Consider the following 22,206-nt stretch of genomic DNA (forward strand, 5'->3'; position numbering starts at 1 on the left):
CTGGACGGTTGAAGGACGGTTTGGGCGTCGTGGTGACGCCCCCGACGGTCACTGCTGACGCCCCCAGGCGCTTCTGGTGACGCCCCCTGCTGGTCAGAGGGGCGTCATCCTGACGCCCCTCGTTAATGGCTGTGGACAACCTGGTGGACAGCGCGAGGTTGTAGACCTGGGGCCGCGAGTTGGCCTCCGGGATCTTGGCGTCGCGCACGTGCGTGTTGCCCGGTTTGATCAGGCCCAGCTCCTCCAGCGACCGCAGCGAACGCTGGATGGTCCGTCGGGACAAGCGGGTGTAGCGCATCATCCGCTCGACCGATGGGAACGCGTCGCGGCCATCGGGGTCGGCGTGGTTGGCGAGTGCGATCAGCGTGATCGCCAGCGTCGAGGCGTCCTTGCGGTCGGTGGGGATGAGGGCGCGGTTGAGTGCCCAGTCGATAGCTTCGATGCTCACCAGGCACCGCCTGTGGCGCGGGCGCGGTAGAGGAGGCTGGCGATGGTGCCGACCACCGAGGTGTCGTGGGTGGCCAGCCATTCGATGACATGCCGGTCGTGCTTGCCGAGTTCGACGCCGTCCAGCGGCTCCAGGAGAGCGGTGACGCGGTCGGCGTGGCGATGAGCGCGCAGTTGGTCAGTGGTCTCGTCCGGCTGCTGGCTGTCGAAGGTCCCGCTGTCCTCCATGTCGAAGGGCGGGCGAAGGCGCCGCGGTGGCCGTCGCAGCGGCGTAGTGGGGCTGGGGAAGTGGGTGGTGCTCATCGTGAACAGGACCTCTGGTGCTCGGGTCCCGTCTCACAGGCGTCTCACGGACCTGTTGGACGGGGCCGGACTGGAGGCCCTGACCTGGACTGCCGCCGGAATCGACCAGCCACAACGGACCTGGCGGGACCACTGTGGACATCCCTTGTCCCGCTGGGGGTCAAGGGGTCGCAGGTTCAAATCCTGTCGTCCCGACGGCCGAGAGAGCCCGCTGATTCAGGTAAATCACCTGGTCAGCGGGCTCTTTTGCTTCCAACTGTGGATCTTGTCTTTGATCTTGCTGTCGTCTCACACGTCGGTGAGTGACCAACTGAGTGATTACGGCTTCGTTGCTGGCTGCTTGCACTCGCCGTTCACGTGTTCAAAGGTTGCTTCACTCATCAAGGCGGGCCCTTGGGACCCCTCAATCGCACTGCGCTGTCCCTGCTCGCCGGATTCTGGTCGGCCCCATCCCCGTTCGTTCGGGCAAGCGGGCGGGGTGCGGTGGGCGACCGCCCACCCGCGCCCGGTGACGCGAGGTAGGGCCGGGAGATGTCGAAGGACCGGCGCCTCTGTAGTGCGGCGCGATCGAGCGGACCCGGTGCCTGGCGTGCGTGCGACGCGAGGAGAGGCTGCCGGTGCGGTCCCTGGATCAGTGAGGGCCAGCCAGTGGCCCCGAAGGCGTCCGTAGGGACCGGCAGAAGCGTTCGCAGCGCGACAGGTCGCACCCACCTGTGCAGTGTTTGAATAGGGTAATATTTGCCTGGGATAGGCGTTCTCCTGCTTGCTCTAACGGTTGTCACTCGATTGAGCGAAGGATAACTAGCGGTGATTTATCAGCTCTGATTTAAGGCAGATTTAAGTAGGCTACAGCCCTATCGAGTGGATCTTCGACTTTGGACCCATGGCCGCTTGACCCCGAATGGAGTAGAAGCGCATCCTGGTAGTGCTCGACTGGCCGACCCGAGACCCTGTGCCAGCGCTCATCGGGGGTGAGCGTACAAGCGGTGGGGCAAGCACCGCTGACGTAAATCCAGGGAAAAGAAAGGGGTCTCGGTGGGCGTCACAATCGAGCCCTTGCCGGAGGACCATGGGCGTGGTGGTCCAAGCAGGGGAGAGAGATGGAGAAAAGGTGCCGGGGAAGCGCTCAGTGAAACACGGGACCTGGCCTCTATCGCCTCTATGGCAGCTCTGGCTGCCGACCATAAGGCCTTGGCCGCAGCGGCTAGGGTTGTAGTGCTCGTAAGTCAAATCGGCCTATTCATTTTGAAGAAACGGCCGAGCTGATTGACGAGTGATGTGAAGTGGCCGGTGTCGGCCAACGGCCCGGCCACTTCGCATTGCAAACGATACTGGTGAGCTTGAAGAGGCAGGAGTGAAATGGGACGCCACCTGAACGCGAAGCGGCCCGTTGGGTTGTGTCATGCCAGCGGGCCTTCGCTGTAAAGCTCAACCCTGCACACGAGAGGAGGGAGTGAGGTCTGCCGGGTTCAAAGCTCGAGACCGTACCGCATTCTTTCCTCGTTGGTTAGTGCCCGTTCCTCGTCAACGCTGTCGAGAACGTCGTCCAGGTGTTGGGGCAGAATCCATGTGACCATCTTGTTGTCTCTCGACACCAGGGTGAGGCGGGAGGCATCGTCAGACCAGGTCAGGCTTCGTGCATCATGTGGCGCATCCAGCTCGACGAGGCACTCGCCGGTCGTGCCGTTCCATAACCGGACCGTCTCATCATGAGATGAACTGGCCAAAATCTCCCCGTCGGGTGACCATGTCAGGCGCCTGATGTCGCCGGTGTGTCCGATGCATACCGCGACCTCACGTTCGGTTTGGCGATCGAGCACACGGATCCTGTGTTCCCCGTCGGCGACGGTGATCAGGTGGGGATGGGCGGTCGGCCAACAGACGGCGGTTGCGGGTATCGAACCGTCGAAGTACTGCTCGTGATGTCCGGTTACTGCGGACCAGATCACCACGCTGCCGGGGCCTTCCGTGCCCAACAGCAGGGTGCTGTCGGGTGACCACGCCAGCGGCCCGTGTTGGGTGTCATCGCCGGCCATCTCGACGATTCCCCGTTGATCGTCAGGTGTGCAGATGGCAACGCGGTTGGGGCTGTTCTCGAAGAACGCGTGAGCTGCCACTGCCAGGCGGTGCCCGTTTGGAGACCAGACCGCGTGCATGACCATGTCGGGCATTCCGGTGAGGGCGGTGGTCGGGTCACCGCCTGAAGGTGGCCACAGCAGCACTCCATCCCGGCTCGAGACCGCGATCTGCTGACCGGTTGGCGACCACGAGAGGGCTTTGCCGGTCAGACGGTCGTCCTTCAACTCGGCGGTCACCCCCACGTTCGGGTCGATCACCGTCAATGAGTTCCGGCCGGATGCGCTGACCACCGCTTGGGTCTTGTCCGGTGCCCAGTCGAACGCCATCAGGTCACCGCTGTGCGATTGATGGACGACACCGTGCTCAGGGTCCCAGATGAAGACGCTGGTCCAGTGGGCGAAGGCCAGATATCGGCCGTCGTGCGACCATCTGAGCAGGACGTTTCCCACGAGGGACACGCCTGACCTCTCGGTGACGAGAACATCCATGTCGGTCAGCGCCTGGGCGTTCCAGATGTGCACTTCGGCCTCGCGCGCAGGGCCGGCTAACATCACGGCGATCCTCTTGTCTGTCGGCGACCACTCGAGGGACGCGACACCCGTTGCCTCCCGCTCGGCCAGGAGTTGCCCTGCGAGATCGTAGATGACCACGCGATACCTGTTGTCGCGACCGAAGCTGGCCCACTCCGACTCCAACTCCTCGGGAATGAGGAGGCACACTTTCGCGCTGTCCGGGGACCACGTCAGATCGGATGGCTTCTCGGACGTACGGACTACTGTGGCGACGTTGCCGCTGTCGGCGTGGACCACTGTGACGCTGTGCTCGTCGAGGAAGGCGAGTAATCGATCGTCTGGAGACCAGTATGGCGTGAACCCCCTGGGCGCCGCAACGGGTTGTGCGTCGATGCTCCGAACATCTCCGGCCGCTGCTTGGATGGACCAGATAACTGCGTCCGCGCGGGTGTAATCCCCGTCGAAGAGCCGCATTCCGTCGTTGGACCACTGGTGGGAACCGGCAAGAGAACTCATCGATTGTGAGCGCGCCAGATAGCGCATACCGTCGACATGCCAGAGTGATACGGATCCGCTGCCTTCGCCCAGCAACAGGCTCCGGGCGTTGCGCGACAAGCTCGCACCGTGGAAGTCGACGGGAATCGACGTACTGGCCACGAGCGTTCCGTCGGCGTTCCACTCGCACACGGAGCCGTCGCGACCGATCGACATCAAGTGGTTGTTCTCCCCGGACCACGCCATCTCGACGACGAGGCCGCCGTGCCCCAGTGGAAGGCGACCTGTCTCAGGCTCGACCGTCATGCCCCACAACGTGAGGACGGCAGCTCGGCTCGGCGCCAGGTCGCGGATCGCTGCCAAGACCACCGCTCGTGCCAGCTCCGGATCCCGAGGGCGGAGAGCCTGTGCCTGCGAAGCAACCAGGGCGGAGCGACGCTCGAGATGGAGTTGGTGCGCTTCCCGCGAGGCATGCATTGGCACCGTGCGGGACGCAAGCCGCGGCCCGCGGGGACTGTGGGCGAGGACGAGTTCACCTTCAGCTGCGGTGAGCCAGCGCTGCGGATGCTGCTGGGCACCTTGATCGCGCACGTACCCTGCCGCGTAGGTGTGAGCTTCCTCGACGGTGATCAGACCGTCGCCGTCCAGATCGGCATCGCCGGTGCGCAGCCCTTCGACCAAACCGGTGGTGAACACCGACCCGCCGGAGGCGTCCCCTTCGAACGAGAACTCCCAGTCGCGGGAGGCGGTCAGCACAGCATGTCCACTGCCCACCTCACCCAACTGCGCCGCCACGGAGTCGGCACCGGCCTTGGTCCGGCCGTGCGCACCGCTGAAGCAGCAGTCCAGCACGAGCACCCGGCTGTCCGCCATGCAGTCAGCCAGCAGTTCGTTCAACCACGCTGCGGACAGTGCGGTCGCGCTCAGCCGGGTGGTGCCGGTGTCGGTCGCCGCGAACACCAACCGGCCCCTCTTGTCCAGCACGCCGTGACCAGTCAGGTAGACGAGTACGAAGTCGTCGCGGGCCCGGTCCATCAAGAAGTCTTCCACCGCGACGCGCAGTTCTTGCACCGATCGATCCACCAGGCGGACGACTTCGAACCCGCCGACGACGGGATCGCCCAAGACCCGGCTCAATGCGTCGACATCCCACGCCGGGGCGCTCAGCGGACGTAACGCCGCGTCGTCATAACGCCCGGACCCGATCAACAGCGCGAACCGGCCCACCCATCCCCCACATCCTCATATGACACCGCCGACCATCACCCCGGCATGAGCGGAGATGGTCGGCGCTACCTACTCGAGTACTCTAGGTGATCGGTTCCGATCGGGTCGGTGTTCTCTCCTTGCAGCGCGCTTACGTCACCCACTTGCTCCACCGGACTCGCGGCCGTTCGTCGGCGAGGTGACACTGGGCATTGCGGGTAGGCGCTTGGCGTTCCAAAGGCAGGGACCTTTCGAGTGTCGCGCACCCATCAGCGTGATCCGCAATTTTGCGGATTGTGCCGGATATTCGTGAACTGTCCGCCATCTCAACCGGCCTGCAGTTCAGTGGACTGTGTCATTCGGGTGACTTCTGGAGCTTGGTGTAGGCGAGTGGGTGCCGAATTGGAGTTTCTGTGCACGATCTGCTTGTATGTCCAGCCTCAGGCACCGGGGGAATCGAGAAGTAATTGGCGTTCCAGTGCAGAGTTCTGGCACCCCAAAGGCTGCGTGGCGTCGCGCGAGGAGGTCCCGGTGCCAGTGCGAAACTGTTTCCGGGCGTACCAGTAGTCGGAGTCGACGAAGCGCTTGCACCGGAAGTCGGTGCAGCAGTGCCGCAAGGAATGCCCGGTCGCCGGGGGAGAACCGTGGGCGGGCGTCTCCGAGTTGGCGTTCAAGTACCACGATCTGGTTGCGCAGCAACAGGACTTCCACGTTCTTGTCCCGTTCGCTCATGGGCAGCGGGCGCAGCAAGGCGAACGCGTTGGTCACACCGAGACAGACCAGTTGGAGCAGCACAGTTGGTCATCATGCCGCGTCCGCCTTGGCGCTGTGGACCTGCAGTCGTACTCACGAGCGCCTCGACTCCTCACGCTGAGCAAGGCTGCAACCTGCATGGATGAGGTTCTCGGCAGGCACAACGCTTAAGTGCAGACAACAGCGTCGGTAAGCGTGCGAGGCTGGCCGGGTCAGGTTTGGTTGGAGTGAGGGAGGAAGGAGTTTGTGGCCTCGGCCCAGCCGAGGAAGCGCTTGGCTGTACCGTGACGTGCCGTTCCGGTTGCTGTGAATCGGCCACCGTGGAGCACGAGAAGTAGACCTTCCACCGCCGGGTCGAGGACGGTGCCGCGCGACTCGCCCGCTAGCCGTTCCGCGTGGGCGAGTTGTACGGAGGGCTCGCAGAAGCTGAGCAGGAACAGCGCCTGCCGCCACGCGTAGGCCGCGTTCTTCACCTGGATCAGCGCCGCGTGTCGGTGGGGCGCGCGCTGGGTCAGCCTGCGGACGATCCAGTCGAACACCTGCCACGCGAGCTCCGGCGCGCGGTCGCGCAGCTCGTCGGCCAGGTCCAGGCCGTCGACCAGCACGGCGAGGTTGTGCGTGGTCAGGATTTGGCTCTGCTCCAGCACCATGCCGTTCGCCGCGACGGAGCCACCGGAAGTGCCCGCACGCTCCCGGCACAGGGCTAAGAAGTCCTCGGCGGTTCGCTTGCCCCCATGCTGGTCTGCGCGGAGGGGCTGGGGCCAGTCGGCCGGCAGATCGTAGTAGTTCGCGTAGAGCGTGCCGGCCAGCAGACGGCTCGCCACGGCGGCGGCGTCGCGCCACTTGGTGGTGAACCTGCCCGCGAAGATGTCCGCGGCCACCTCTTCCACGAGCGGCAGCTCCAGCCTCGCTTGCTTGGCCAGCGCCCTCAACTCGGTCACCAGCGGGTTCGGCAGCAGTGCGTGCGGGAACGCGGTGAGGGCCAGCACCGTGGTCTGCCGCAGGGCGCGACGTGCGGCGGCAGCGTCGTCCGGCTTGGGCGAGCGGTAGGGGGAGAGCGCGTCTACCCAGGGCAGCTCGGTGAACCGCACCTGGTGTTCGAGGTTGAGCAGCAGCAGGCCGCGGCGACGCCGGAACGCCGTGTAGGTCTGCTCGTGCAGCCCCGCAGCGACCGGGTCGTCGATGGCTGAGCTCAGCAGCCGGGAGGTGAGTTGCGGCAGCACGGTCGCCAGCGTCTCCCCTGACGTGATCACGCCGAGGCGCACCAGCTCGTCCGCCGGTGCTTCGAGCGACCGCGCGGCCTTGTGCACCAGGCGTTCCGGCATCGTCGTACCGCGGGGGGCCTCGGCGGTCGCCTCGTCTTCGGACACCACGGCCGTCGCGACGTCGAGTGACGGCAGGCCTCCGTCCGCCGGGTACCGGTCCAGCCTGTCCGCGAGCACACCGGCGAGTGCGGCGTTCGTCGGCGCCGCGACGGTAGCCGCCTGGGCGGTGCGCCACGCGTCGCGTCGGCTGGTTCCCGGAGCGCCGCGGTGGCTCACCGTGCTCGCGATGACGCGGCGGATCCGGCCGACCTCCCGTGGCGTGAGCGCGTCGCTGCCGTCCGCGCAGGACTCCAGCGCGTTGCGCAGCCTCGCGAAGTTGCTCCTCGGGTTGGTCTGCCTGCCCGAAGGCGCGTGGGTGCGACACGTCTCGACGAAGTCCGCGAGCCACTCAATCCTGGCCGCCGCCCAGTCCGCGGGCCACGTCCGGCACGGCCAACCGCCGTGCACGGTCGAGTTCTCGTCGAGGTGCGGCAGCTCGCCGTCGACGGTTCGGCACCACAACGCGACCAGCCGGTCGTACAGCGGGTCCCAGACGGTCAGCGCGTCGCGCATCTTGGCGAGCTGCACCGGCACCCGCACGGAGCGCAGCGACGCGACGGCGTCCTCCACCGAGGCGACGCGGACGGCGGAGTCCACAGGTCGGGAGACCGGTTCGAAACGCGGCGTCAGCCGGAGCCGGTGCATCAGCGGACGCAGTTCGGCCACCAGGTCGAGGGCCTGTTCCGCGAAACCCCGGTCCAGCAGCAACGCCACGACGGGCAGCGCCGCGTCCTCCGGCACCTCGACCCGGTAGCGCCCGCTGCGGACCACGTCCAGGAGCTCGGCCTGACCGGCGTCACCGAGGTACCAGAGGTTGAGCCGTTCCCGCTCGTTCCTGCCGGGCACGTCATCCGGGAGGGAAGCGGCGCGAGCCGCCTCGTCCTCGGACAGCGGCACCTCGGCCGAGTACCTGCCGGTCGCGAAACCGCCGTGCGCGACCTCCAACGTCACCCACGCCGGAGTGCCCGCGACCGGGGTCCGGGAGCCGATGGTGAGCGTGCCGTCGGCCATCCCGCTGACGACGTCCTCCCAGCGCCGGAGCTTGAGCAGCGCCCGCTTCCGGTCGGCTTCTGTGCCCGCGGAGACCGCCGCGGCCAGCGCCCGCGCCAGCTGACCCGTCGCGTAACCGGGCGAGGCGGTGCGGTCCTGGTCGGACACGGTGGACTCCACGGTTGGTCGGACATGGAGGCGGGAATCGAACCCGCGCCCTCCCCGTGACAGCGGGGCGATCTGCCACTGATCTACTCCATGAGGTGCGCGGATCGTATCGGCCACGCCCGTCGACTGCCTCCGGATTTCACCCGAGCAGCCCCGGTGGAGCCATCACCAACGTGCAGTCCCGGGTGCTGGAAACCCACAGGCCTGCAGCCCCACCCGGTGAGGGTGTGAGTGCCGGCCTGTGGGTCAAGCTGCGTCGGGTGGTCAGCGTTGCAGGGTCAGCAGGCCCGGTCGGTAGGGCAGTTTGCCGTAGTCGCCGCCGGAGTTGGGGCTGCGGCCTTGGTAGAGCAGTTGGAGGTTGCAGGGGTCGATGGTCTTGGTCTGGTCGGGGTTGGTGCGGATGAGGTCGCCGTGGCTGATGTCGTTGGTCCAGGTTGCGCCGCTGTTGGCCTTGCCCGCGAAGGGGTTGCTTTCGGTGGCGGCCTGCGGGGTCCAGGAGCCGTTGAGGCTGCTGGACGTGAAGGAGCGGAAGTAGCGGCCGTTCGCGCCGATCGCCTCGACGATCATCAGGTACTGGTTCTGGCCCTGCACCTTGTAGACCTCGACGGCCTCGAACAGGTTGTTGGTCGAGTCGCTCATGATCGTCGTGTAGGACGAGCCGAAGCTGCCGGGGAAGTTGCCGATGGGCATGCTGGCGCGGTAGATCTTGCCGTTGTCGCCGGCGAAGAACAGGTACATGTTGGTGCCGTCACCGATGATGGTCTGGTCGATCGGGCCGGTGCCGGAACCCGAGATGCTGCCGGTGAACAGGGTCTGCGCGGAGGACCAGCCGTTGGGGTTGGTCGGGTCGCTGGAGGTCTTGTAGCTGAACGCGGTCGGACCCCACTGGTAGGTGAGCACCCAGATGTTCTTCGGCGCGAAGTAGAACAGCGTGGGCGCGACGGTGCCGGAGCTCATCGCGTTCTGCGGGGCCGACGCCATGTCGGACCAGTTCGTGAACGTCCCGAAGTTCATCGAGCCCCAGCTCGACCCGGTGTCGTGGGTCGTGGCGTAGACCAGGTGCTTGCCGTTGTACATGACGTGGGTGAAGTCCTTGAGCGACACCCAGCCCGACCTCGGGTTCGCGAGCGAGCCCGTCGACGTCCAGCGGTACCGCGAGGGCAGTGCACAGCCGCTCTGCGAGGTGGTCGTCGTCGTGGACGTCGTTGTCGTGGTGGAGGTGGTGGACGTCGTGGACGTGGTGCTGTCCGGGGTGGTGGTCGTGGTCGTGCCGCCGGTGCACGCCACGCCGTTCAGGGCGAAGCTCGTCGGGCTCGGGTTGCTGTCCGTCCACGACCCGTTGAAGCCGAACGACACCGAACCACCGGTGGCCACCGAGCCGTTGTAGCTCACGTTCTTCGCGGTCACCGCGGAGCCGTCCTGCGTCACCGTCGCGCTCCACGCCTGCGTCACGGCCTGGCCCGCGCCGAACGACCACGTCAACGACCACCCGTTGAGCGGGTCGCCCAGATTGGTGACGGACACGGAGGCGCTGAACCCGCCCTGCCACTGCGACCCCACGGCGTAGTTCACCGAGCAGCCCGTGGTCGCGGCTCCGGCCGGTGCCGCCACCAGTACGGCCGCGGCCAGCACCGCGGCGCTCGCCGACGCGGTGACGGCGGCGACGACACCGGCCGGACGAAGCCGCCGGCGGCGGAAAGCGGTGGGAGGTTGATGGCCTGATCCGGCCATGAGCGTGCTCCTCTTCGTCGAGGTGGTGGGGGAACGTGCTGCGGTCAGGGCCTGCGCGTGCAGGAACCGCCGCTGCGAGGTGTCGGTGTCAAGCCGGGGTGCGGGTGGGCGCTGGGGGACGCGGCCGGCGGTCGAGTCGGCCGCCCGGTGCGGCTCGGGGGAGCAGGCACGAGTGGCTCGAAGCCCTTGCCCGAGGTAGATCGACTGAGAAGCACCATGCCACCCACCGAGTCCGGAGAAGATCAGGTACCGCAGCCGGATGCCAGGCCCCGAGATCGTGCCCCGTCGACCACGGCGCGCGACCACCGCTGCTCAGCGACCGAGTGCGCAACTCTGGTAGTCGGAAACACCGGCGACGAGCGCCGATTGTTTCGGGATCAAGCTCCTTGGCTTTCGGCCAATGTAGCTACCCGAGTGCACAGCGTCAACGCGGCCAGGACCGCCAGTTGTGAGCGCTAACGATGTGAGTGGATCACTGTTTTGGTGTCGAACGTTGTCGAATCACCTGGTAGTTCCCCGGCTTTCGGTCGCCGGATCGCGCTACGAACGGCTTGAGTTTTGCGCATGATGCGGCGTGTTGTTAGCGCAAACATCGCGACTGGAGCGGGCATCGTGCGCAGTGGGAGCGACACGAGTCGACGCGCGTGTGGGCCGGCGTGGAGCCAGGGGAGACGTCCGATGATCCTGCGGCGTGCCGCACTGCTGCGAGGTTCGGACGAGTTACTTCGGTCTACAGACCTGCGGGAACTGGTCGAATCTGCGGTCGGCCGGTCGCCAAGTGAGACTGCGAGCGGCGGGGCTGCGTCACGCCATTGACATTTTTCTAGACTCTGCCCGAAACTTTACGCAGTCGACGCAATGATCATGATCGCTGTCGCCGCCTCCACCCCACCGCGAAGGAGTGCTCAGTGATCAGCAGTCCAGGTCGCTCACCCCCACGTCCGGCGACCGTCCCCCGCTCGTCGGGTAGGTGATCACGCAGACCGGGATGTTCCCGCCGTGGCCGTCGCGGCGGTGGTGAACGACGGCACCGGTCGCCGGATGACCTGCCCGGCTCCACGCCGCTGAACTCGCGGCTCCCCGGTCCGTTCACCCTGATCGGCGCACCCGCATCACCTCCACGTCCGGCCGCACGGACAACCCGCAGCGGCCCCCGAGCGGCGCACGCCGTTGCCGCGGACGGCCGGCAAGTTCCTGTGCGACAACGGCATCTTCACCGTGCACGGCAAGGCCACCGGCAACCTGCACCAGGGGCGCGGCCGGACCGGCCCGTCCCCACCCGCTTCTCCTGGCGCCGGTCGTTCCGAACCGGTGGTTCGCCCATCCGTTCCCGTCACCGAGGTGTGGCACCGGACAGGGCGCGCACCACACCTCTACCCGAAGGGAACCGTTCATGTCCCGTGTCCCTCAGCGCTGGTCGGCGGCAGTGCTCGCCGCAGTCGGTGTCGCGTCCGCCCTCGTCCTGGGGCAGACCCAGGCGAGCGCGGCCACGACCGCCACCATCGACGGAGCCAGCGTCCTGCAACCCATCGACGGCTTCGGCTTCTCCCAGGCGTTCGGCCGCACGAGCCTGATCCGGTCGATGCCCGCCGCCAACCAGCAGCAGGTCCTGGACCTCATCTTCAACCGCCAGAGCGGCGCGGGCCTGAGCATCCTGCGCAACGGGATCAGCTCCACCAGCAGCTCCATCCAGCCCACCAACCCGGGCGGCCCCAACGCCACGCCCCGCTACACGTGGAACGGCGACGACGACGGTCAGGTGTGGCTGTCCAAGAAGGCCCAGTCCTACGGGGTGAACCGCTTCTACGCCAACGCGTGGAGCGCACCGGGGTACATGAAGACCAACGGCAATGAGGCCAACGGCGGCACGCTGTGCGGCCTGTCAGGCGCGTCCTGCGCGTCCGGTGACTGGCGGCGTGCCTACGCCAACTACCTCATCCAGTACACCAAGTACTACGCCCAGGAGGGCATCCCGATCACCGACATCGGGTTCACCAACGAGCCCAACTACACCACCGACTACTCCTCGATGCGGTTCACCCCGGCGCAGGCCGCCGAGTTCACGAAGATCATCGGCCCGCTCGCGGCCCAAGCGGGGCTCAAGCTGGCCTGCTGCGACCCGGTCGGCTGGAACGACCAGCGCTCGTACGCCTCCGCGATCATGGCCGACTCCCAGGCCAACAGTTACGTCACCACGCACACCGGCCACCACTACAGCAGCTCGCCCACCTCGCCGCTGTCCGTGGGCGGCAAGCGCACGTGGATGTCGGAGTGGTCGCCCGGCGGTAGTTCGAGCTCGTGGAACACCAACTGGGACGACGGCAGCGGCATCGACGGCTTCACCGTCGCCAACTCGATCCACACCGCCCTGACCGCGGCCAACGTCAACGGCTACGTCTACTGGTACGCGGTGTCGTCCAACAACACCCGCGCGTTCATCCAGAGCAACGGCACCAACTTCAGCGTGTCCAAGCGACTCTGGGCGATGGCGCAGTACAGCCGCTACATCCGGCCCGGCGCCAACCGGATCGGCGCGTCCACCCCGGACGGCAACCTCAAGCTGTCCGCGTACCGCAACACCGACGGTTCCGTGGTCGTGGTCGCCCTCAACGCCGGCACCGGTGCCCAGTCCACCTCGTTCAGCCTGCGCAACACCGGTGTCACCAGCGGCACCGCCACCCCGTACGTCACCAACAACGCCAACAGCATGACCGCCCAAGCGGCCATCGGCGTCAACGGCGGCGCGTTCACCGCCACGGTCCCGGCCCGTTCGCTGGTCACCTACCGCATCACGGACGGGGGCGGCACCACCGACCCGACCACCACGACGACGACGCCCACCACGACCACGACCACGACGTCCACCACGACGACGCCCACCACCACGACCACGACGTCGGATCAGCAGCCGAGCGGCTGCACGGCCACCTACAAGGTGACCAACAGCTGGCAGGGCGGCTTCCAGGCCGACGTGACCGTCGCCAACACCGGCTCCACGGCCACCCGAGGCTGGCAGGTGTCGTGGACGCTCGCCGGCGGTCAGAGCATCAGCCAGGTCTGGAACGGCACCCTCACCACCAGCGGAAGCACCGCCACCGTGGCCAACGTCGACTACAACGGCGCGCTGGCCCCGGGCGCGAGTGCCACCTTCGGCTTCACCGCAGGCGGATCGCCGGGCACGACACCCGTGCCGACCTGCACCACCTCGTAGCCGCCGACCAGCCCAGTGGGGTGACAGCACGATGAGAACGACGTGGAAGCGCACTTTCGCCACGGTGGTCGCCGGCGGCCTGGTGTTCGGATCGGCGGCGTGCAGCGACGACCCGACCAGCGAGGACGCGATCGACCTGGACGGCAAGAAGGTCGCCGCCATGGCCGACTACAAGGCCGGGCAGCAGTTCAAGGCGGGTGAGGCGGTCGAGTTCGGCATCCTCTACAGCGACCACCCGAACTACGGCATCAAGGACGACTGGCTGTTCTGGAAGGAGTTGCAGCAGCGGACGAACGTCACGCTCAAGCCGACGGTCGTGCCGATGAGCGACTACGAGCAGAAGCGCAGCCTGGTGGTCGGCGCGGGTGACGCGCCCGCGATCATCTCCAAGACCTACCAGGGCCAGGAGCAGGCGTACGTGGCGTCCGGCGCGATCCTGCCGGTGAGCGACTACCTCGACCTGATGCCGAACTTCAAGGACAAGATCGAGAAGTGGAAGCTCCAGCCGGAGCTGGACACCCTGCGCCAGGAGGACGGCAAGTTCTACCTGCTGCCTGGCGTGCACGAGGAGGTGTGGCCGGACTACACCCTGGCCTTCCGCACCGACGAGCTGCAGCGCCTCGGCCTCCGGGCCCCGACCACCTGGGAGGAGGTCCGCACCGTCCTCAGGGCGCTCAAGGTCGCGCACCCGGACAGCTACCCGCTCTCGGATCGGTTCGAGGGCAAGAGCATCCTCAACTACGCGGCACAGGCGTTCGGCACCCACGCCGGGTGGGAGTACCGGAACGCCCAGTGGGACGCCGATCAGGGCAAGTTCGTGTTCACCGGGTCATCGGCGGAGCAGAAGCAGCTGGTCGAGTTCTTCCACGGGCTCGTGCAAGAGGGCCTGATGGACCCCGAGAGCTTCACGCAGAAGGACGAGGCGGCGGTCCAGAAGTTGGGCGCGGGGAAGTCGTTCGCGATCAGCTCGAACGCGCAGACGCTGGTCAACGACTACCGCCCGGCGTTGAAGAACACCCCCGGCGCCACCATCGCCAAGATCACCGTGCCCGCCGGCCCGGCGAGCGACGGCGTCGGGATCTCCCGCCTGGAGAACGGCCTGATGATCTCGACGAAGGCGGCCGAGAGCGACAAGTTCGTGGCGATGATGCAGTTCATCGACTGGCTCTGGTACTCCGACGAGGGCCAGGAGTTCGCCAAGTGGGGAGTGCCCGGCAAGACCTACGACAAGGACGGTTCCGGCAAGCGCGCGCTCAGGCCGGACGTGGCCTTCGGCGGTCTGAACGTCGGTGCCCCGCAGCACCTCCAGAAGAACTTCGGCTTCCAGGGAGGCGTGTTCGCCTACGGCGGCACGACCGAACTGCTCCAGTCGATGTTCACCCCGGAGGAGATCGCCTTCCAGGAGGCCATGAAGGCCAAGGAGGTCAACCCGCTGCCCCCGCCGCACCCGTTCACGGCGGAGGAACGCGAGCGGGCCACCCTCTGGGAGACCTCGCTCAAGGACGCCGCCACCCAGGGCACGCTCCAGTTCATCCTCGGTGACCGCGACATCGCCGGGTGGGACGCCTACGTCGAGGAGTTGGATACCAAGGGCATGACGCAGTACATGGACCTGGTCAACAACGCCTACGAGCGGTTCAAGACGAAGAACCGCTGAACGGCACGGGCCGGACCGGTCGCGGTGGGAACGCCACGGGCTTCCACCGAGGTAGTGGCGTCGAGGAGATCGCCACTCGGCCGCGTCCGGTTCGGTCCACTCGACTCGGACGGCCTGCATGCCGTGTCGGACAAGCATCGGACCCGCCGGTGATTCACCGGCGGGTCCGAGTGTCGTTGTGGTGGGGTCAGCTGTGAGCGCGGTGGCCCCGGCTGGTGACCATGTGGTAGATGCCGAGCACGACCAGCGAGCCCAGGATGGCCAGCAGCCAGGTGCTCAGGTCGAAGAAGCTGCCGATGTCGGAACCGAAGATGGCGCGGCCGATGAAACCGCCGATGATGGCGCCCACGATGCCCAGCAGCATGGTGATGATGATGCCGCCGGGGTCCTTGCCGGGCATGATGGCCTTGGCGATGGCGCCGGCGATGAGACCCAGAACGATCCAACCCAGGATGCCCACGGTGCTTCCTTGTCCTCGTGCCACGCCGTCTTCCTGACGCGGCGTGATCGCTACAGACACCGGGTTGCCCAACTCGCACGGATTTCACACCTGTGTTCAGCAAATGGCAGCGTCGACCCAGGTAACGCCGTCGGTGATGATCGACATCTCGACGTCGACCGTGTCGGTGGGCCGCACTCGAACGACGACCGCCGGCCGTCCGAGATCGGCGGAACGGGCAGTCGGCGGCATGTGGGGACCTCGTCACCCGCAACGGTGACGGGGGGTATGGCGGCATGATTGCTCTGGGACAACCTAGGTATGGACTCGTGGGCAGGCCTTGCGCGACCGGTGGCGAGCCGGTCGGGTGGTGCCCACGACGGGGGTCGGAACACGCCCGGATACCCGTTCGTCCTGCCGGACCTGCGCGTGCCGTGGCCTGCCAAGCTGAACCCGCACGTGGACTCGGTGCGTCGGCGCACCAAGGACGACACCGGCACGAGAGCCGGCACTCGGCGGCCCGAGCGGTGTCGGCACGTCCGCCGCCCGGATAGCCGCGCAGCTGCGTCTCTGACGCCTGCGGTCAGTCGTCGATAGCCTGGTAGACAGCGGTCCAGAAGTCGTGCCACATCGGCAGGGTCTGGTCGCCCGCGTGCGCGCGCTGCATGACGAAGATCGTCGTCAGGTCCTCGGCAGGGTCGTTGTACCAGGCGGTGCCGTAGAAGCCGGGCCACCCATAGGTCCCGACCGAGGGGCCGAGGTGGGTGCGGTGGGTCTGGACCGACATCCCGAAACCCCAGCCCACGCTGTCGAAGTACCCCGGCCGGAACCCGGAGACCGCCTTCTGCGCCGGGGTCAGGTGGTCGCTGGTCATCAGCGTGACCGACGGCCGGGACAGCACCCGCTCGCCGCGGTGGGAACCGCCGGCCCGCAGCGCCGAGGCGAAGGCGAGGTAGTCCTCGGCGGTCGAGACCAGCCCGCCGCCACCTGATTCGAACGCCGGCGGCTGGCTCCACCGCCCGTCGGGACCGTCGTCGACGAGGGGTTCGTCGGTGGCGGAGTCGTCCCGCTGGTACGCCGTCGCGAACCGGGCGGTGTTCTCGGCGTCCACGCTGAAGGCGGTGTCCTTCACCCCCAGCGGATCGCAGATGCGTTCGCGCAGCGCATCCCCGAAGGACATGCCGGTGGCCCTGGAGATGAGCACGCCCGTCAAGCTGGCGGCGGTGTCGTACATCCAGCGCTCACCCGGCTGGTGGACGAGCGGGAGCGAGCCGAGCCGGCGCAACCACTCGTCCGGTGACGGTTGGTCGAGCGCGTTCAGCGCGTCCGCGATCGGGACCGCACCCGGCTCGGCGGGGACCATGCCGGTGCCCAGGGTGCCGGCCAGCAGGTCCCGCAACGTGATCGGGCGTTCCGCCGCGACGACGTCGTCCAGTGGCCCGTGGGGATCGGTGAGCACGGTCATGTCCGCCAGCTCCGGCAGGAGGTCGTCGACCGGGTCGTCCAGGCGCAGGGTGCAGTCCTCGACGAGCGTCATCGCGCACGCGGCGACGATCGGCTTGGTCATCGAGCCCAGGCGGCAGATCGTGTCCGTCGCCATCGGCGTCCCCGAGCCCGCGCCCTCGAACGCGAGGGTGCCCGTAGCTTCGACGTGCACCTCGCCGTGGCGGACGAGGACGGCCACCGCGCCCGGGACCAGGCGGGACTCGACGTGACGCTCCAGCAAGTCCCGCACCCGAACCAGCCGCTTCGACGAGAACCCACCAACAGCCACCGTTTCCTCCTCGCTTCGCCGGTGACAACCTACCCAGTGCGCACCGACCCTGGGGGCGTGACCGCGGTGGAGTCGTTGCGGGGGACGGTGATCGCGGGCTTCGACAGCGTGGTGCCGGCCGTCGGACGTCCCGGACCGGTGTGGTCCATCGTCAACGGCCTGCTCAGGCGGGCGTCGGGAAGACCGCGTTCAGCACGTGGGCGAGGATGGCGGCGGAGTCGGAGGGCGGCGCGATCGCCTGACGCAGGGCGAGCCCGATGCCGAGTGCGCCCAGCATGACGACCGCCTGGTGCAGGGGCATCGAAGGGGTGAGCCCCAGGCGTCGGGTGTGCTCGGTGAGCAGCGCGACGACCTGCTCGTCGTGACGTTGCTGGACGGCGGCGACCAGGGGTGCGGTGTCGGGTTGATGCGCCGTCGCCGCGAGCACTTCCGCGGCCGCGGCGCTCCACTTCGCCGCGCTGTCGCCGGCCGGGTCGAGGACGGTGAGGGCGGCGATCAGGTCGTCCCGATCGGTGGCGCGGGCGAGGGCGTCGCGCAGCCCTCGCAGGTGGGTGTCCGCGTCGGCTTCGACGATCGCCAGCCACAGCCCTTCCTTGCCGTCGAAGTGCTTGTAGACGGCACCCCGGGTGTAGCCGGCGTCGGCCGCGATCTCCTCGACCGTCGCCGCGAGGAAGCCGCGCCGCAGGAACACCTCCCGTCCGGCCGCCAACAGCTGTTCGTGGGTGCGCTGCTGCTGCTCCGCCCGCGTCAACCTGACCATCGCCCACCGTTCAGTAACGGACCGTTTCTGGAAACGCGATGTTACTATAGGCTCGGGCGCATGGACCTCGGTGTCGTGGCGTCGTTGCTGAGCCTGCCCCTCTGCCTGGCCGGGTTCGTCTGGTACGCCGTGCGCGCACGCCGCAGCGGTGGAGGGCAGTCGCTCATGTCGCCGTTCCAGGAGATCTGGGACCCGATCGCCCACAGGACGACCATCGAGGTCCAGGCGGAGGCCGAGCGGACTCCGCAGACGCCCTCGCCAGGCGACCCACCGGTGGCGTTGCCGCGGCGCTTCGACGATCCCGCCGATCGGTGACGTCCGCACATCGGTGTGCGCGGACGTCACCGGTCAGGGGAGGACGCTCCGTCGGAGGCGTCCGTCAGTCGCGGACGGCCTTGTAGTGCAGGAGGACCGCCCCCGACGTGAACGTGCGGTTCTCCACCAGTTCCAGCTTCAGCCACTGGGGAAGCGACGGGAAGAACGGCGTGCCGCCGCCGATTGCGACGGGCCAGACGAGCACGTGGAACTCGTCCACGAGACCGGCCCGGACCAGGGGAGCGGCGAGGGTGGCGCCGCCCACCTCCATCAGGCCGTCGGTCTCCGCCTTCAGCTTCTTGGCGGTCTCGACCACGTCACCCCGTTCCAGCCTGGAGTTCCAGTCGACCGATTCCAGGGTCCGGGAGAAGACCACCTTCGGCATCGCGAGCCACAGCCGGGCGTACTCGGCCTCCACCGGGGGCACGTCGGGCGCCTGGCCGGCGGTCGGCCAGTGGGCGGACATCAGCTCGTACAGCTTGCGCCCGTACAGCGACAGCGCGATCTGCGCGGTCCGGTCGTTCCAGTACTGGTGCAGCTCCTCGTCCGGCGTCCCCCAGTCGAGGTCGCCGTTCGCGTCGACGGTGTAGCCGTCCACCGAGACGTTCATGCCATAGGTCAGCGTTCCCATGGCGGTAAGACTGCCGCAACACGGGAAGCTCTTCGCGCCGCCACACCGCCCGACACGGTCACGACTCACGTGATCAGCGGCAGGCGTGGATTTCGGCCTATGTGTCGGAACTGCGGGCAGGATGCGTGGACGACCGTACAATCCGGACTGTGAACCGGACGGGTGAGCGGGGGGCACGGTGAGCGGTATCAAGGTGTTGGTGGCAGGAGCGAGCATCGCGGGGCCGGCGCTGGCCCACTGGTTGCGTCGGCGGGGAGCCGAGGTGACCGTGGTGGAGCGGGCTCCGGGGTTGCGCCCCGGCGGTCAGGCGGTGGACGCGCGCGGGGTGGCCAAGGAGGTCATCCGGCGGATGGGGCTGGACGAGGCGGTGCGCGCGGCCTGCACCGACACCGTCGGCGCGCACACCGTGGACGTCGACGGGAACGTGCTGGAGACCTACCGCGCGGACGACGACGGCGGCGACGGGTACATCGCGGACATCGAGATCCTGCGCGGAGACCTGTCCCAGGTGCTCTACGACAACACCCGCGACGGTGTCGAGTACGTGTTCGGTGACCGGATCGCCGACCTCACCCAGGACGCGGACGGGGTCGACGTGACCTTCGCGAGCGGCGAGCGGCGGCGCTTCGACCTGGTGGTCGGGGCGGACGGGTTGCACTCGGCGTTGCGCGCGATGGTCTTCGGGCCGCGCGAGCGGTTCCTCCGCCACCTCGGGCTCGTGCTGGCCTTCTGCACGGTGCCCAACGAGTTCGGTATCGACGGCTGGATGATCGACTACCAGGACCGGGCGTCCGGGCGCTCCGCCGGCCTCCGGCCGCTCAGGGACGCCACGCAGGCGATGGCGATGTTCTCCTTCCCCGCGGCCGACTTCGAGGTCGACTACCGCGACATCGAGGGGCAGAAGCGCCTGCTGCGCGAGCAGGTGGCCGGGCTGGGCTGGTTGGCGCCGCGCATCCTCGCCCACGTCGACGACAGCCCGGACTTCTACCTGGACCAGGTCGCCCAGGTCGTGATGGACCGCTGGTCGGACGGACGGGTGGGGCTGATCGGTGACGCGGCGTTCAGCTCGTCGCCCATGTCCGGTGGGGGTACCGGGCTGGCCCTGGTCGGCGCCTACCTGCTGGCCGGGGAGCTGGCCGCCTCCGGGTGGGATCCGGAAGCGGGGTTCGCGGCCTACGAGGCTCGGATGCGACCGTTCGTCGAGGCCAACCAGGAGATCGGTCGGCTGCACGTGGACAGCCGCGCCGCCGCCGGGCCGGACGCCGGGCCGAGCCCGGAGTTCGACGTGGAAGCGCTCACCGCGCTGGTCGAGCGCGCTATCAACGGTGTCGTGCTGCCCGACTACGAGGGGGTGCCGGACTCCGGGTCCGCTGCCGCGGCCGGGGGTGGAGTCGGGGTTTGATCCCGGTATGGACAGCACGCCGCTCGTTCGGGCGATCGTCGAGGCCCTGATGTTCCTCGAACACGCCGGGGACGACGAGGTCGACCCGGACGCGGCGGTGCGCGGCATCGAGGCGATCGGTCATGAGCTGGACGCCCTGAGCCAGGCTGATCGGGCGGAGTTCCGGCTGGTCCTGGAGCGGATCGCGGAGACGTCGGGCGACAGCGGACACGCACAGCGGGCTCGCGAGGTGCCGTTCATGCTCTGGGGTGCGGAGTAACCGCGGCGGAGAGGGCTGTAACCGCTCAGGGGCACGCTGCCGAGCTGTCACCGGGCCTGAAACTGGCTGTGTTGTGTGCGCTGTACGGGTGACTTGCGCCGGATCTGCCTGCCGGGGCGTTCGGCGTGCGTACCGTCGCGCTATGTCGATGTCATCCGACGGTGCCGGTGAGGGCGCCGATGGACCGTTGGCGGAGTTCTCCGCGCTTCGCGACGAGATACAGGACAGGGTGAAGGCGCAGCAGCACCTGTTGACGTTGCAGCTGACCTTCACCAGTGCGATCTTCGGCTTCGCCATCACGCGTCCGGGGATGACGGCACTGCTGTTGATCATCCCGTTCGGTTCGTACCTCCTGTGCGGCCGTCTGGTGGCGCAGCACTTCGGCACGCTCAGGGTCGCGGCGTACATCAGGGACGAGCTGAGCGACCGGGTTCCTGGAGGGCTGCGCTGGGAGCGGTGGTTGGAGGACCGCCAACGACGGCGTCCGCACTTCCTCGGGTCGACGTTGCCGATGTTGTTCACCTTCACCGGGGCGAGCGTCCTGGCCCTGGGTTGGACGGCGGGGTACGTGTTCGGTCGCGGCGGTGTGCCGGTGCTGGAGCGCCTCGGTCTCGGCGCGTTCTGGATCGTCGGTCTTGCCGCGGCGGTCTCCTGCGTGGTGCTGGTGCTGCAGATGGCCAACCGGCTGCCGGTTCGCAGTTGGGCCCAGACCGGTCTGTCCTGAGCCGCGCGTACCGGTGTCGTCTGGCGTGCTCGGGGGTCAGCCGTTGCGACGTGCGGCGGCCAGGTCGTCCAAGGTCTCGCAGGCTGGCGATCGTCAGCCTACGCTCGAAAACCTGACTGGTGATCCGTGTTCGCGTTGATACGAGGGCGCGATTCCGAGGTCCTGTTCGAGATCTCGTGGGGTATTGTTCGGGCATCCACGTGCACACCTCCGACGGCTGGGTGGTGTTTCCCCGGCGGGGATATCGGGTGGGTTTGATGGAGGCGTGATCTGTGACCACTCAGTGGGAAGTGCGGATCGATCGGCTTGTTCCGCTTCGGGGTCTTCGGGCTGAGACGGAGCGGACTCTGGCGGACCTGCTGCGGGTGGGGGACCGGCGGTTGGTGCTCGCGGTGGTGGGGCAGGACGTGTTGCGGGAGGCGTTTCCGGCCCGTGTTCCGGATGTGCCCGACGCGCTGCTGCGGCAGGAGTTCGGTCCGGGCGGTGTCGCGTCGGTGTCGGTCGCGTTGGTGATGTGGGACTCCGGTCCCGCGGTTGCCGAGGTCGATGTGGTGGACACCGGCTTTCCGGAGGACGAGGACGGCGGGATCCGGCTCACGGCCACACCGCTGCGCAATGGGATTTCGTACGTGCTCGCGTTGGCGACGGCCATCGCGGGCGCCCGGTTGGCGGCGGGTCGTGTGTGGGATGAGACCGGTGCGGCCGGTGGTGCCCGGATCACGGAGCCGGACCGGTTGGCCGATCACCTTCGCGCTCCGGCCGGGCTCGCGTTCGATGACGCGGTGAACGCCGTGCTGGCCGCGACCCGCCTCGGTGTCGTCTGGGAGCCGGCAGCCTGATTCCGTGCCGGTGAGCCGGTGGCACCGGCGGAGGCGCTGCGGCTGGCCCTCGTGTCCGGTGCGAGGCTGGGGGATTGGGATCGGCAGGTTGAGGTTGAGGGGCACGGCGTGGGGGGCGGGGGCGGGGGGGGGGGGGGGCGGGAGGGG

Annotated in this window: 17 protein-coding genes and 1 tRNA gene; 7 read left to right on the forward strand and 11 right to left on the reverse strand. The window is 67.9% G+C overall.

All coding sequences use genetic code 11. The annotated features are described in order from the left end of the window. The 6 genes from AB0G02_RS11070 to AB0G02_RS11095 all read right to left on the reverse strand — a co-directional run. The coding region (locus tag AB0G02_RS11070) for a helix-turn-helix domain-containing protein (RefSeq protein WP_360792505.1) at positions 1-448 on the reverse strand (448 nt) is incomplete at its 3' end. Continuing rightward, positions 445-750, reverse strand: a complete 306-nt coding sequence (locus AB0G02_RS11075) for a hypothetical protein (RefSeq protein ID WP_360792507.1) — start codon at positions 748-750, stop codon at positions 445-447. The genes AB0G02_RS11075 and AB0G02_RS11070, both read right to left, overlap by 4 nt. A gap of 1,469 nt (positions 751-2,219) precedes the next feature. Further along, on the reverse strand, positions 2,220-5,063 hold the full coding sequence (locus tag AB0G02_RS11080) for a caspase family protein (protein ID WP_360792509.1): 2,844 nt from the start codon (positions 5,061-5,063) through the stop codon (positions 2,220-2,222). A 944-nt stretch (positions 5,064-6,007) separates the two neighbouring features. Beyond that, positions 6,008-8,317 (reverse strand): hypothetical protein, encoded by a 2,310-nt coding sequence (locus AB0G02_RS11085; RefSeq protein WP_360792511.1) that lies wholly within the window; start codon positions 8,315-8,317, stop codon positions 6,008-6,010. Between the two features lie 22 nt (positions 8,318-8,339). Further along, positions 8,340-8,410: transfer RNA gene (locus AB0G02_RS11090), tRNA-Asp, on the reverse strand. A 171-nt stretch (positions 8,411-8,581) separates the two neighbouring features. Then, positions 8,582-10,048 carry a non-reducing end alpha-L-arabinofuranosidase family hydrolase gene (locus tag AB0G02_RS11095; RefSeq protein ID WP_360792513.1) on the reverse strand — a complete coding sequence of 489 codons (1,467 nt, stop codon included), beginning with the start codon at positions 10,046-10,048 and terminating at the stop codon, positions 8,582-8,584. A gap of 1,393 nt (positions 10,049-11,441) precedes the next feature. On the opposite strand from AB0G02_RS11095, the gene AB0G02_RS11100 reads away from it, so the two are divergent. After that, positions 11,442-13,259, forward strand: coding sequence for a cellulose binding domain-containing protein (locus AB0G02_RS11100; RefSeq protein ID WP_360792515.1), 1,818 nt, complete (start codon positions 11,442-11,444; stop codon positions 13,257-13,259). A gap of 31 nt (positions 13,260-13,290) precedes the next feature. Then, complete coding sequence (locus AB0G02_RS11105; protein WP_360792517.1) at positions 13,291-14,916, forward strand: extracellular solute-binding protein; 1,626 nt, start codon at positions 13,291-13,293, stop codon at positions 14,914-14,916. A 187-nt stretch (positions 14,917-15,103) separates the two neighbouring features. Here the strand turns inward: AB0G02_RS11105 and AB0G02_RS11110 are convergent, their stop codons facing one another. From AB0G02_RS11110 to AB0G02_RS11125, 4 genes are all read right to left on the reverse strand, one after another. Next, positions 15,104-15,376 (reverse strand): GlsB/YeaQ/YmgE family stress response membrane protein, encoded by a 273-nt coding sequence (locus AB0G02_RS11110; protein ID WP_360792519.1) that lies wholly within the window; start codon positions 15,374-15,376, stop codon positions 15,104-15,106. Positions 15,377-15,472: 96 nt separating this feature from the next. Beyond that, a complete protein-coding gene (locus AB0G02_RS11115; protein ID WP_360792521.1) occupies positions 15,473-15,607 on the reverse strand; it encodes a hypothetical protein in 135 nt (44 codons plus the stop codon). A 331-nt stretch (positions 15,608-15,938) separates the two neighbouring features. Then, complete coding sequence (locus AB0G02_RS11120) at positions 15,939-17,129, reverse strand: serine hydrolase domain-containing protein (RefSeq protein WP_360792523.1); 1,191 nt, start codon at positions 17,127-17,129, stop codon at positions 15,939-15,941. A 163-nt stretch (positions 17,130-17,292) separates the two neighbouring features. Next, entirely contained in the window at positions 17,293-17,889 is a 597-nt protein-coding gene (locus tag AB0G02_RS11125; RefSeq protein WP_360792525.1) for a helix-turn-helix domain-containing protein, read from the reverse strand. Between the two features lie 60 nt (positions 17,890-17,949). Here AB0G02_RS11125 and AB0G02_RS11130 point away from each other — a divergent pair, with 60 nt between their 5' ends. Beyond that, positions 17,950-18,204 (forward strand): hypothetical protein, encoded by a 255-nt coding sequence (locus AB0G02_RS11130; RefSeq protein ID WP_360792527.1) that lies wholly within the window; start codon positions 17,950-17,952, stop codon positions 18,202-18,204. Between the two features lie 64 nt (positions 18,205-18,268). Here AB0G02_RS11130 and AB0G02_RS11135 read toward each other — a convergent pair whose 3' ends face one another. Then, positions 18,269-18,835 carry a dihydrofolate reductase family protein gene (locus AB0G02_RS11135; RefSeq protein WP_360792529.1) on the reverse strand — a complete coding sequence of 189 codons (567 nt, stop codon included), beginning with the start codon at positions 18,833-18,835 and terminating at the stop codon, positions 18,269-18,271. A gap of 193 nt (positions 18,836-19,028) precedes the next feature. On the opposite strand from AB0G02_RS11135, the gene AB0G02_RS11140 reads away from it, so the two are divergent. The 4 genes from AB0G02_RS11140 (at position 19,029) to AB0G02_RS11155 (ending at position 22,059) form a co-directional block, all read left to right on the forward strand. Beyond that, positions 19,029-20,237, forward strand: a complete 1,209-nt coding sequence (locus tag AB0G02_RS11140; RefSeq protein WP_360792531.1) for an FAD-dependent monooxygenase — start codon at positions 19,029-19,031, stop codon at positions 20,235-20,237. A 7-nt stretch (positions 20,238-20,244) separates the two neighbouring features. Beyond that, positions 20,245-20,496, forward strand: coding sequence for a hypothetical protein (locus AB0G02_RS11145; RefSeq protein ID WP_360792533.1), 252 nt, complete (start codon positions 20,245-20,247; stop codon positions 20,494-20,496). A 142-nt stretch (positions 20,497-20,638) separates the two neighbouring features. Next, a complete protein-coding gene (locus AB0G02_RS11150; protein WP_360792535.1) occupies positions 20,639-21,220 on the forward strand; it encodes a hypothetical protein in 582 nt (193 codons plus the stop codon). Between the two features lie 380 nt (positions 21,221-21,600). Then, a complete protein-coding gene (locus AB0G02_RS11155) occupies positions 21,601-22,059 on the forward strand; it encodes a hypothetical protein (RefSeq protein ID WP_360792537.1) in 459 nt (152 codons plus the stop codon). Positions 22,060-22,206: the final 147 nt, after the last annotated feature.

It is taken from the genome of Actinosynnema sp. NPDC023658 (assembly GCF_040639995.1).
In the GTDB taxonomy this organism is placed as follows: Bacteria; Actinomycetota; Actinomycetes; order Mycobacteriales; family Pseudonocardiaceae; genus Actinosynnema.